Annotated in this window: 10 protein-coding genes; 2 read left to right on the top strand and 8 right to left on the bottom strand. The window is 68.2% G+C overall.

Going from position 1 to position 12,266, the window contains the following annotated elements:
• Positions 1-103: 103 nt before the first annotated feature.
• The gene (locus G5A07_RS19165) at positions 104-670 is read right to left on the bottom strand and encodes an N-acetylmuramoyl-L-alanine amidase (protein WP_053442760.1); all 567 of its coding nucleotides are present in this window, start codon (positions 668-670) and stop codon (positions 104-106) included.
• A 72-nt stretch (positions 671-742) separates the two neighbouring features.
• Here G5A07_RS19165 and G5A07_RS19160 point away from each other — a divergent pair, with 72 nt between their 5' ends.
• Complete coding sequence (locus G5A07_RS19160) at positions 743-1,270, top strand: alpha/beta hydrolase (RefSeq protein ID WP_019336678.1); 528 nt, start codon at positions 743-745, stop codon at positions 1,268-1,270.
• Between the two features lie 145 nt (positions 1,271-1,415).
• Complete coding sequence (gene rlmKL / locus G5A07_RS19155; RefSeq protein ID WP_010486189.1) at positions 1,416-3,554, top strand: bifunctional 23S rRNA (guanine(2069)-N(7))-methyltransferase RlmK/23S rRNA (guanine(2445)-N(2))-methyltransferase RlmL; 2,139 nt, start codon at positions 1,416-1,418, stop codon at positions 3,552-3,554.
• A gap of 71 nt (positions 3,555-3,625) precedes the next feature.
• Here the strand turns inward: rlmKL and G5A07_RS19150 are convergent, their stop codons facing one another.
• The 7 genes from G5A07_RS19150 to G5A07_RS19120 form a co-directional block, all read right to left on the bottom strand.
• Positions 3,626-3,955: a DUF3325 domain-containing protein gene (locus tag G5A07_RS19150; protein ID WP_010486188.1), complete on the bottom strand. Its 330-nt coding sequence runs from the start codon at positions 3,953-3,955 to the stop codon at positions 3,626-3,628.
• The gene (locus G5A07_RS19145) at positions 3,952-5,580 is read right to left on the bottom strand and encodes a PepSY-associated TM helix domain-containing protein (RefSeq protein ID WP_043400388.1); all 1,629 of its coding nucleotides are present in this window, start codon (positions 5,578-5,580) and stop codon (positions 3,952-3,954) included. The genes G5A07_RS19150 and G5A07_RS19145 overlap by 4 nt, the downstream gene beginning before the upstream one ends.
• Entirely contained in the window at positions 5,577-5,891 is a 315-nt protein-coding gene (locus G5A07_RS19140) for a DUF3649 domain-containing protein (RefSeq protein WP_049412523.1), read from the bottom strand. The genes G5A07_RS19145 and G5A07_RS19140 overlap by 4 nt, the downstream gene beginning before the upstream one ends.
• A 106-nt stretch (positions 5,892-5,997) precedes the next feature.
• The gene (locus G5A07_RS19135) at positions 5,998-8,199 is read right to left on the bottom strand and encodes a TonB-dependent siderophore receptor (protein WP_191863835.1); all 2,202 of its coding nucleotides are present in this window, start codon (positions 8,197-8,199) and stop codon (positions 5,998-6,000) included.
• A gap of 292 nt (positions 8,200-8,491) precedes the next feature.
• A complete protein-coding gene (locus tag G5A07_RS19130; protein ID WP_043400391.1) occupies positions 8,492-9,778 on the bottom strand; it encodes a DUF445 family protein in 1,287 nt (428 codons plus the stop codon).
• Between the two features lie 124 nt (positions 9,779-9,902).
• Entirely contained in the window at positions 9,903-10,781 is an 879-nt protein-coding gene (locus G5A07_RS19125) for a hypothetical protein (protein WP_010486183.1), read from the bottom strand.
• 63 nt (positions 10,782-10,844) lie between these two features.
• The gene (locus G5A07_RS19120) at positions 10,845-12,197 is read right to left on the bottom strand and encodes an aspartate aminotransferase family protein (protein ID WP_191863834.1); all 1,353 of its coding nucleotides are present in this window, start codon (positions 12,195-12,197) and stop codon (positions 10,845-10,847) included.
• Positions 12,198-12,266 lie beyond the last annotated feature (69 nt).

Raw genomic sequence — 12,266 nt, 5'->3', positions numbered from 1 at the left:
GCGTCCCCCGCAACCGGACCCACCCCGCCATCCCAGGGAATCCTGCTGTTGCCCTTGCTTCGGCCGTTGCCTCTGCGGGTGCAGGGCGCAGCCCTGCAAACCCTCACCCAACCGGCTGCAGTGGCACCTTCGCCAGCACCCGCGCCCACGGGAACAACGGTCCCGGATCACGCTTGCGCGCCACCATCAGCGTCGGATCATCGCTGGCCGGCACCTGCTCCAGATCCAGCTGGTCGTGCCCGGCAATCCGCCGCAGCGACGGATAGCGCGCCACCAGCGCCAGCAGCAGCGCCTCCAGCGCCGCCAGCTGTGCCTCGGTGTAGGCCTCGTCCATCGCCTGATGGCGGCTGTCGAGCCAGTCCGGGTAGCGCCCGGTGTTGACCAGCTCGATGCCCAGCGTATGCGCGTTCATGCCGCGCACGTGGTGGGCCACCCGTTCCGGTGCGACGTACTGCACCACGCTGCCATCGCGGTCGATGTAGAAGTGGCCGCTGTTGCCGGCGCCGCTGTCATACAGCACGCGCTCGCCGTACTCGCGGGCCATCGCCAGATCGGGCAGCTCGGTGCAGTGGATCACCACCATCTCCAGCGTGGCCGGGTCGCGCAGCGGCAGGCGGTCTTGATAGGGCAGGGGCTGCAGCTGCAGGCCGGGAAGGAGCGGGTTGGGCATCCAGCGATGCTAGCATTGCGGCATGAACCTGCCTCCTCTTTCGCCGCCGACCCGCTCCCACGGAGCGCGTGCATGAGCCGCGGCCACTGCATCCTGTCCCACGGTTTCGAGAGCGGCCCGGAAGCGACCAAGGTCACCGCGCTGGCCGACGTGGCGCAACGCCTGGGCTGGACCCATGAACGCCCGGACTACACCGACCTGGACGCGATGAGCGAGGTCAGCCGGGTGGGTGACGTGCGCACCCGGCTGCAGCGCCTGGTGGAACGTACCGCCATCGCCGCCCAGCAGGGCCCGGTGGTGCTGGCCGGCTCCAGCCTGGGCGCCTACATCTCCGCCATCGCCTCGCTGCAGGTGCCTGTGGCCGGCCTGTTCCTGATGGTGCCGCCGACCACCATGGGCCCGATGCCGGCGCTGGATGCTGCGGCGGTGCCGACCACGGTGGTGCAGGCCTGGCATGACGACGTGGTACCGGCCGCCGGGGTGATTGCCTGGGCGCAGGCGCGTTCGGCGCAGCTGCTGCTGGTCGACGACGGTCACCGCCTGGAGCACCACGTGGAGGCCTCCGCGCAGGCCTTCGAGCGCCTGCTGCGGCAACTGTGAAGCCCGGGCGCACGGCGCGCCCGCCCGCTTTGACTACAATGACAGCCCCGCCGCCCCCGGCGCGGGCCTGCCGGCCGTGCCTACGGCCCTCCTTTCCGACTGGCCCGGCCCCTGTGCCGCGCCCGACCATCTGCGAACCGATTCCGTGAAATTCTTCGTCTCCTGCGCCAAGGGCCTGGAATACCTGCTTGCCGATGAACTGTCGGCCCTGGGCCTTGCCAAGGCCACTGCCACCATTGCCGGCGTCAACGCCGAGGGCGAACTGGAGCAGGCGCTGCGGATCGTGATGTGGTCGCGCCTGGCCAGCCGCGTGCTGTGGCCGATCGACGAGTTCGAGTGCCCGGACGAGCAGGCCCTGTATGACGGCGTGCGTGCGCTGCCGTGGCATGAGCACATCAAGCCGGAGATGACCCTGGCGGTGGACGCACATGTGTCCGGCGACAAGATCACCCACGCCCGCTTTGCCGCGCAGCGGATCAAGGACGCCATCGTCGACCGCATGCGCGATGAGGGCCTGGAACGCCCCTCGGTCAACACCGACCTGCCGGACGTGCGCGTCAACCTGTCACTGCGCAAGGGCCGTGCCTCGCTGTCGATCGACCTCGGCGGCGGCCCGTTGCATCGCCGGGGCTGGCGCGGTGCCGCCCACGAGGCACCGCTGAAGGAAAACCTGGCTGCCGCGCTGCTGCTGCGCGCGCAGTGGCCGCGCCTGCACGCCGCCGGGGGTGGCCTGCTGGACCCGATGTGCGGCAGCGGCACGCTGCTGATCGAGGGCGCGCTGATGGCCGCCGACGTCGCTCCCGGCCTGATGCGCCATGGCAGCCTGCCGCCGAGCCGCTGGCTGGGCTTCGACAAGGCCGCCTGGAAGACCATCCAGAGCGAAGCGCGTGACCGTGAGGCCGCAGGCCTGGCCGCGCTGAAGCCGGTCATCCACGGCAGCGACATCGACCCGACCGCGATCCAGGCGGCACGCGAGAATGCCGAGGTCGCGGGCGTCGCCCACGCGATCCGCTTCACCCGCGCCGACGTCGCCGACCTGGCCGCGCCGGAGCAGGAGATCGGCGCGGTGGTCTGCAACCCGCCGTACGACGAGCGCCTGGCCGCCGATCCGGCGCTGTACCGCGCACTGGGCAACGCCCTGCAGAAGGCCGTGCCGCAGTGGCGTGCCAGCCTGCTGTGCGGCAACGACGAGCTGGCCTTCGCCACCGGCCTGCGTGCGGGCAAGAAGTACCAGATGTTCAACGGTGCGCTGGAATGCGCGCTGATCGTCTGCGACCCGATCGCCGTGCCGGGCCGTGACCCGGCGCAGCCGCGCGAGCTGAGCGAAGGTGCGCAGATGGTGGCCAATCGCCTGCGCAAGAACCTGAAGAAGTTCAAGAGCTGGCGTGCCCGCGAGGACATCACCTGCTTCCGCGCCTACGACGCCGATCTGCCGGAGTACGCGGCGGCCATCGATGTCTACGAGGAAGACGGTGGCAAGCGCCGCACCTTCCTGCATGTGCAGGAATACGCCGCACCGGCGGCGATTCCCGAGAACGACGTGCGCCGCCGCCGCAACGAGCTGCTGGCGGCAGCGCGCGAAGTGTTCGGCGTGCCGCCGGAGCAGGTGTCGATGAAGTCGCGTGAGCGCGGCAAGGGTGGCAGCAAGTACGGCCGTTTCGAACAGCGTGATGAATTCATCGTGGTGCGAGAGAACAATGCGCTGCTGCAGGTGAACCTGTTCGACTACCTCGATACCGGCCTGTTCCTCGACCACCGCCCGCTGCGCCGGATGATGGCCGAGCAGGTGCGCGGCAAGCGTTTCCTCAACCTGTTCTGCTACACCGGCGTGGCCAGCGTGCAGGCCGCGGTGGCCGGTGCCACCAGCACCACCAGCGTCGACCTGTCGGCCACCTACCTGCAGTGGTGCTACGACAACCTGGCGCTGAACGGGCAGGGGGGCAACCAGCATCTGCTGGTCCAGGCCGATGCCATGGCCTGGCTGGAAGGCGACCGGGGCCAGTACGACGTGATCTTCTGCGACCCGCCGACCTTCTCCAACTCCGCGCGTGCCGATGACTTCGATGTGCAGCGCGAGCAGTTGAAGCTGCTGCGCGCAGCCGTGGCGCGGCTGGCACCGGGCGGCGTGCTGTATTTCTCGAACAACTTCCGCCGCTTCAAGCTGGAAGAGAACGCCATCGCCGAATTCGCCCAGTGCCGCGAGATCACCGCGCGCACCATCGGTCCGGATTTCGAGCGCAACGCGCGCATCCACCGCGCGTGGGAACTGAAGCGGTTGGGGTAAGTCCGTCAGTGCCGGCCGATGGCCGGCACCACCCATCTGGCCAGTAGATCCACGCCATGCGTGGATGGCGGTTACAGCAACCCCACCACCAGCCCGGCCACCGGCAACGCGATCGCCAGCGGCGCGATCCACTTCGGTCGGTACGGGTACAGCCCGAACGACAGCGCCACACCGCCCAGGGTCATCGTGCCCAGCCACAGCACCGGGCCCATCGCCCAGCCATGGTCGACCACGCACAACGCGAACGCCACCGTCAGCAGGGCCCAGCCCAGCACCCGCCACTGCGTGCGCCGTGCCGGGGGAGCTGCAGCCTTACCGTGCAGGTCGTGCTGGTGCTTTTCCATCGCCAGCGACAGGGCGGTGAACGCAGAGAACGACAGCGTCAGAGCCAGCAGCATCATGCGCTGGCCTCCGCTTCGGCCGCTTCGACTGATGCCTTCGGCGCTGCTGCGGCAGCCGCGCGCTTCTTCTTCTCGGCCGCACTCAGCGGTGGCGTCCAGCGCTGCATGCGCCAGCCGCACATCGCCAGCATCGCGCCGAAGGCAATCATCGACAGATCAACGCCGGCCAGCACCCAGTCACCGTTGCGCAGGGTGACGCCCAGGTGGGCATGCGTGGTCAGCGCGTTGACCACCGGCACCAGCGCGAACGCGGCGGCGCCCAGGTACAGCTGCCACGCCCACATCATCCGCTTCGGCCAGATGAAAGCGGCCAGCAGCGCGCCGCCCCAAGCGTAGAAGAACACGTTGGCTTCCGCACTCGAGCGCTCGGCGATGTCCAGCGGCAGCAGGCGGTTGCCCCAGAAGTAGGCGGCAAAGGCGATCGGCAGGCCGGCCACGGTGCCGATGTTCAGCGCATCGACCAGGCGCAGGCCGAAGCCGATGCGTCCGCTCTTGGCATGCTTGGGACGTTCCTTCACCGCCCACAGCACCACGCCGCTGGCGACCATCAGGCAGCCGACCAGGCCGGACAGGAAGAACAGTGCACGCAGGCCCCAGTCGGCAAAGCGTGCCAGATGCAGGCCGTACAGCACGCCGCGGGTGGCGGTGGCGCCACCGGAGGGCGGTGTTTCTTCCAGCAATGCACCGCTGACCATGTCGTAGCGCACGGCCGGGGTGTCGGTGGACAGGCGCTTGCCATCACGCTGGCGGATGTCGATCACCGCATTGGCCGCGCCCGGGTTGGACACGGTGAAGCCGGCCACTTCCACGCCGTGCCAATGCGCACGCGCGCTGTCCAGCAGTTGCGCGATCGGCAGCGGTGTTGCGCGGCCTTCGGCCGGCGCGGTCACCTCCGGCATGCCGCCGAAGGCTTCGCTGAAGAACTTGTCCTCGTCCTGCGGGTAGGCGACTTTCACGCCCCACGGCAGGTACATGATCATCAGGGTGACGATGCCGGTGTAGGTGATCATCGCGTGGTAGGGCAGGGCCATCACCGCGCTGACGTTGTGGAAATCGAGCCAGGAGCGCAGGCCCTTGTCCTTGCGGAAGGTGAAGAAGTCCTTGAAGATTTTCTTGTGGGTGATGACGCCGGTGATGATCGCCACCAGCATGAACATCGCGCAGAAGCCGACCAGATAGCGTGCCCACAGCACCGGGATGTAGTGCAGGTCGAAGTGCAGGCGGTAGAAGAAATCACCGCCGCGGGTCTCACGGGCCTTCAGTGCCTGGCCGGTGTTGGGGTCGAGCGTGGCATCGCCGAAGCCGCCTCGACGGCCACGGCTGGGGTCGGCCAGTTCCGGGGGCAGTCGCCAGAACATCTGCATGGCCGGGTTGCGCGGCTGCGGCAGGGTGACGAACCAGTTCTCGGCCTGCGCGGCGTTGGCCTGCAGGTAGTCCACCGCGCGCTGCGCGGCGACGTCGATGCTGACGTTGCTGGACGGCAGTTCGGGACGCATCCAGCGGCTGATTTCCTCGCGGTAGTAGCTGGCCGTGCCAGCCATGAAAATCAGCAGCAGCAACCAACCGACCAGCAGCCCGGTCCAGGTGTGCAGCCAGGCCATCGACTGGCGGAATCCGTTCTTCATGCCCAGGCCCCCAGCATGCGCGCGATGGCAGTCATCAGCAGGGCGGGAGCGAGAATGCCGACCCACGCACGCAGCGCGCTGCGGGTGGCGAACGCCCACAACGCCGCGCAGGCGGCGACCAGAATGGCCAGCAGCATGCCGGTCAGCACGGTCTGCCCGCGTGCGCCGGGCAGCGCCACCGCGCAGAACACGCTGGTGGCCGAAGCCAGCGCATAGCCGCCGAAGATTGCAGCCAACGAGCGTGACAGCACGCCCCAGCGCGGGTTGGAGAAGAAGGTGCGGGGGCTGGCGGTTGCGGGCGAGCGGTCCACGGCGTTCCTGCAGGTTTCAGTGAAAAGGGACCGGCGCACCGCAGTGCGCCGGGGTTGGCCATCCGTGGCCGGGCGCTGGTCGCAGAACCAGCGCCATCCAACGGGTTCAGAGCTTCCAGCGCAGCGTCACGGTGACATTGCGTGGTTCGCCCCAGTACACGCCGTTGTAGAAACCGACGTTGTTGAAGTACTTCTTGTCCAGCAGGTTGTTGATGTTCAGTTGGGCGCTGAAGTTTTCGTTGAAGCGGTAGCCACCGGCGAGGTTGACCAGGTAGAACGCGTCCTGGGTGATGTTGGCCTTGCTGCGATCAGTCTTGGTGCTGGTGCTCCAGATGCGGCTCTGCCAGGTCACGCCACCGCCCAGCCAGAAGCGGCCATCGATACCGCCGGGGCGCCAGCTGGTGTTGAGCCGGAAGGTGTCCTGCGGGGCGGTGGTCCGCTGCAGCACACCATCCTTGTTGCGGATGACGGTATGGGCGAAGCCGGCCGAGACGTTCCACTGCTCGCCGATGCTGCCCTGGCTCTCGATCTCCCAGCCCTTCACCTTGTTGCCCTTGCCGGTGGAGCGGTAGGCCTGGCCGCCATCGGGCAGCGAATTCACCGGCACCGAATCGTCGATCTCGGCGACGTTGTCCTGCTTGCCTTCGAACACGGCAGCGGAGGCATTGAGCAGGCCACCGAAGAACTCGGCCTTGACGCCTGCTTCGTACATGTCGCCGACCACCGGCTCCAGGTAATTGCCGTTGCGGTCGCGGTAGTTCTGCGGCTTGAAGATGTCGGTGTAGCTGACATAGCCGCTGAAGATCGAATTGAAGTCGTAGACCAGGCCGGCATACGGAGTGAGCATGTCGTCCGGCCGGTAGCCGGTGCGGGTTGTGCTGTTGCGGTTGCCGTTGGCGTCGTAGCCATAGGCCCACTTGCGGGTTTCCCAGCTGCCATAGCGGGCGCCCACCACGGCCAGCAACGGGTCGGCCAGGCGCAGGCGGGCCGCCACATAGGCGGCGCGCTGGCGCAGCTCGTCCTGCGACGACAGGCGACCCAGGCGGGTCACCGGCAGTACCGGCACCTCGCCGGTCCAGTGGCGCCAGTCGGGCACCTGCGAGTAGCCCGGTGCGCTGGAATCGAACGACATCGCCTCCGATTCGCCCTTGCGCACCGCTTGGCCCAGCCCGAACACCAGTTCATGCTCACGGCCGAACAACTGGAACGGGCCACCGACGTTGACGTCGAACACGTCCATCGTGCTGTGCTCGTTGAAGTGCGAGATGTAGGCGGTGATGCCGGTGCCATCGGCGCGCGGATAGCCGGCCGCGCCGTACCAGACGCTGCCATCGGTATCGCGCACCGCGTGGCTGAGATTGCCCTTCACCGACCAGCCGTTGCCCAGCTGCTGCTCCAGGCGCGCGAAGCTGGTCTTCTCCACGATCGGCCACGCGCTCCACGAGGCCGACAGGTTGGTCGAGCGCGGCAGGTTGGCCGGCGCGCCATCGGCGCCCCAGTACGGCACCACACCCCAGGTCACGCCGGTGGTGCGCGGCGACTGGTACTCGTAACCCACCTCGAACAGCGTGCTGTCGCTCAGGTCGGCCTGCACGATGCCGTAGAACACGTCCTTGTCCAGCGCATAGACATCACGGAACGAATCGCTCTGCTGCTTGGCGGCGACCACGCGCGCACGGATGCGTCCGTCCCAGGCGACCGGGCCGCCGAGGTCGGCTTCCAGGCGGCGGTTGCCCCAGCGTCCCACGGTGAGGTTGGCGCCCATCTGGAAGGTGTCGGTGGGGCGCTTGCGGATCATGCTGATGGTGCCGGAGGGATCGCCGGCGCCGGTGGTCAGGCCGGTGGCGCCACGGATCACCTCGATACGCTCGTAGATCACGCTGTCGGTGTTGGTCTTGACCGAGCCACCGAACGTGTTGAGCATGCCGTCGATCTGGAAATTGTCGATGGTGTAGCCGCGCGAAACATAGTTGATGCGCTCGCTGTCGGTGACCGACACGCTGACGCCGGTCACCTGGCCCATCACGTCCGACAGCGAGAACAGGCCCATGTCGTCCAGGCGCTGGCGGGTGATCACGGTCACCGACTGTGGCGTCTCACGCAACGACAGGTCCAGCCTGGTCGCGCTGCGCGCGTTCTTCACCGTGTAGCTGTTCGGAATCTCGCCATCGGCGGTCACCTTCACGGTGTCCAGCGTGCGCGCGGAAGATTCAGCGGTGCCGTCGGCGTGTGCCAGCGGAGCGATCATCAGTGCGGTCACGGCCAGGGCCAGCAGAGAGGGACGAGGGAGGTTGAGCGGCATTGCCATCGGTGCGATTCCATGCAGGACGAAACAGGCGATGGAATGCGCAGACGCAGCAACCGCGCGCTCCGCGCACGTCGCCCAGCGAGTCCCATCGACGGTGCGCCACCCGCTTGGTGCGGGCGACCCGGTAGTCGGGGGATGTACACGGGCGAAGGGGCGGGTAGGTGCGTGCTTCCGTGCCCCGCTTGGCTAAGCGTACAACCGATTAGCAAATGATAGGCATTCGCATTTCGTTAATCAAGTGTGACGAACTCCGCCCTCCACGCAGGGCGTGGATCGACTGCCGGATGGGTTCCTAGAACCTGAACACTACTGTTGCGGCATGCAGCAGCAGGCCAATCAGGCCACCTACCAGGGTGCCGTTGAAGCGGATGAACTGCAGGTCGCGGCCCACACTCAGTTCCAGCTGCTCGACCAGGTGCCGCTCGTCCCAGCCCTTCACGGTCTGCGCGATATGCGTGGTCACGCCCTCGCGCAGGCGCCCGGTCAGGCGCTGCGCACCTTCCAGCAGGTGCTGGTTGAGGGCCTCGCGCAGGGCCGGGTCGGCCTGCAGGCTGCTGCCCAGCGACGCCAGGCTGCGCTGCAGGTGGCCGACCAGTGCCGAGTCCTCGCGTTGCAGGTCGGCGCGCAGGCTGGCATGGATGCGCGCCCACAGCCCTTGCACGTAGTCCTGCAGGGCGGGGTGGTCGATCATGTCCTGCTTGAGCTGCTCGATGCGCTCGGCCAGGGCCGGGTCCTCGCGCAGGCGCTGCACGTAGTTCTGCAGCCAGCTCTCGTAGTCCTGGCGCAGCGGATGCTGCGGCTCGGCCAGCACCTGCTGCAGTTCTTCCAGCACCGCCCGCGCCAGGCGCTCGGCCAGGCTGTCGCCGATCTCGTCGATCGGCTTGACCCAGTTCACCGTGCTCGACAGGGTGGGCCACTCGCGCTGGATGTAACGCACGATCAGCTGCGAAGCACGCTCCTTCACTTCCGGTTGCTCCAGCCAGCGCCCCAGGCGCTGCAGGCCTTCGTCCAGCACGCGCTGGTGGCGCCCATCGGCGGTCAGCAGGGCCAGCAGCTCACCGGCGGTGGCGGCGGCATTCCACTGCCGCAGCTGCTGCACCACAAAGGCGTGCAGCTGGCGGCGTACGGCGGTTTCGTCGAAGAAATCCAGCGCCTGCAGGGCCCAGCCGCGGGCCATGTCGGCCAGCATCCGCGAGCGCGCCGGGTCTGCCAGCCAGCTGCCGAGGCGGCTGGCTGGATCGAACACCTGCAGCTTGGCCAGCAGCACACCCGGCTCCAGGAACTGGTCGCGCACAAACAGGGCGAGACTGTCGCCGATGCGTTCCTTGCTGCGCGGGATGATTGCGGTATGCGGGATCGGCAGGCCCATCGGCCGCCGGAACAGCGCGACCACAGCGAACCAGTCGGCCAGCGCGCCCACGGCCGCTGCTTCGCAGAAGGCCGAGACCCAGGCCCAGATGCCGCGCTCGCCCTGCCAGTGGCTGATTGCGAAACCGGCCAGCATCAACAGCAACAGGCCCAGCGCGAGGGCTTTCAGGCGCCGCAGCTGAGCGCGGCGCGGATCGTGGGCAGGCGTCATGCGGAAAGTCTAACCGCAGCTTGGTGACGCCTGTCTGTAGAGCCGAGCCCATGCTCGGCTGCCTTGCGCGTGGAAAAGAGCAGCCGAGCATGGGCTCGGCTCTACAGAAGCGCGTCGAGAGCGCTTAGAGCGCTTCCAGCTGCTTGCGCAGCGCGGCCAGCTGCGCGCGCAGGGTGTCGTTCTCGCGGGTCAGCGCGACCACGCGACGGCGCAGGGCCGGTGCATCCTCGCCCAGCTGTTCCAGTGCCGACAGAACCTCGGCATCGCGGCTGGCCACCTCGTCCTCGCTGGGTTCTTCGAAATCCATCTCGGCTGGTTCAGGCTTCGGTGCACGCGGCTTGCGCTTGGACTCGCGCACGCGCTTGGCGGCCTGCTTCAGCTCGTCCTTGCCACCGGCGGCGGCAGCGCGCTGCTCGTCTTCCGGCAGGTCGGCCACGGCCGCAGCGGCGCTGATCGAGATCACGCCGGCCTTCACCGCTTCCACCACCTCGGCCGCGGCCTGGGCGTGGATGCGCTCGATCATGCCGACCTGGCTTGTGCTCAGCTTGGCCTCGCGGGCCAGCTCGGCGCGGCTGATCTTCGGCGCCGGTTCCCACGGCGGGCTGTCCTCGCCCGCGTCTACGACGACGTCGGCGGTGCCGTCGCTCTCGCGCTGCAGCTGGGCCTGCTCGACCTGCTTGCGGGCGGCCAGGATGTCGCGCTTGCGCAGCGCCAGCACACCGCGCTGGAAATCGGACACGCTGCGGCGGCCCAGGTGCTGCTCGATCATCCACAGGTGCACGTCTTCCATGCTCTGGAAACGGGTGTTCTGCACGGTGTTGAAGGGCAGGCCGTGCTTCTGGCAGATGCCGAAACGGTTGTGGCCATCGACCAGCACATCACCCCACAGCACCAGCGCATCGCGGCAGCCTTCGGCCAGGATGCTGCGCTCCAGCGCGTCATGTTCGTCCGCGGTCAGCGGGTCGATGTAGGCCTTGAGTTCTTCTTTGACGACGATATCCATGGGCACGGCAGCGAGCAGGAGCGGAACCGCCCATTGTACCCGCTCGCCACCGCTGGCCCGGGCTCAGGCGGTGGCCCGGATCATCTCGCCCAGGGTGCCGGTGATCTGGTCGATCTGTGCCTTGTCCACGATCAGTGGCGGCGACAGCGCGATGATGTCGCCGGTGCAGCGCACCAGCAACCGGCCGTCATGGAAGCAGCGCCGGAACACCTCGTAGCCACGGCTGCCGGGGGCATCGCGGCGCGGTGCCAGCTCGACCGCGCCGACCAGCCCGAAGTTGCGGATATCGATCACGTTGGGCAGGCCCTGCAGCGCATGCAGCCGTTCCTGCCAGTACTCGCCCAGCTCGATGGCGCGCTCGAACAGGCGCTCCTCGGCATAGACGTCCAGCGTCGCCAGCGCTGCGGCGCAGGCCAGCGGGTGGCCGGAATGGGTATAGCCATGGAACAGCTCGATGGCCTGCGGCGGGGCCTGCATCAGCCCGGCATGCACGGCATCGCCCACCAGCACGCCGCCCAATGGCACCGCGCCGTTGCTGACCGCCTTGGCAAAGGTCAGCAGGTCCGGGGTGACCCCGAAGCGCTGCGCGGCGAACGGCATGCCGACCCGGCCGAAACCGGTGATGACCTCATCGAACACCAGCAGGATGCCGTGGTGGTCGCACAGCTCGCGCAGGCGCTGCAGGTAGCCGGGTGCGGGCAGGATCACCCCGGCGGAGCCGGCGATGGGCTCGACGAAGACGGCGGCAATGGTGGAGGCGTCGTGCAGCGTGATCAGTCTTTCCAGGTCGTCGGCCAGTTCCGCGCCCTGGCGCGGCAGGCCTTTGCTGAACGCATTGCGCGGCAGGTCCAGGGTGTGGCGCAGGTGGTCCACGCCACCCAGTTGCAGGCCGAACGCCCTGCGGTTGTTGGGCAGCCCGCCCAGTGCCATGCCGCCGAAACCGACGCCGTGATAGGCCTTCTCGCGGCTGATGAAGCGCGTGCGCTGGCCCTCGCCACGCTGGCGGTGGTAGGCCAGCACGATCTTCATCGCGGTATCCACCGCCTCGGAGCCGGAGCTGGTGAAGAACACGTGGTTGAGCGGGCCCGGCGCCAGTGCAGCCAGCCGCTGCGCCAGCGCGAAGGCCGGCGGCGAGCCCATCTGGAAGGCCGGCGAGTAGTCGAGGGTGCGTGCCTGCTCGGCGATGGCATCGACAATGCGTGGGCGGGCATGGCCGGCGTTGCAGCACCACAGGCCGGCAGTGCCATCGAGGATCTGGCGGCCGTCGACATCCTCATAGTGCATGCCTTCGGCGCGCACCAGCATGCGTGGTGCCGCCTTGTACTGGCGGTTGGCGGTGAACGGCATCCAGTACGCGTCCAGTGACTCGGGGCGCTGGGTGGCCAGGTCGTGCAGGTCGCTTTCGGGACGCTTCATGCCAGCTCCGTCGGGTCCGATGCGACGAATGTAGCGCAGCCGCGTCACGGCGGAGTCGCGGCGGTCCCG

The organism is Stenotrophomonas sp. AS012628, from assembly GCF_010608305.1.
Taxonomy (GTDB): domain Bacteria; phylum Pseudomonadota; class Gammaproteobacteria; order Xanthomonadales; family Xanthomonadaceae; genus Stenotrophomonas; species Stenotrophomonas geniculata.
The sequence above is the reverse complement of the archived record's forward strand: the minus strand, read 5'-3'. Positions and strand labels throughout refer to the sequence as shown.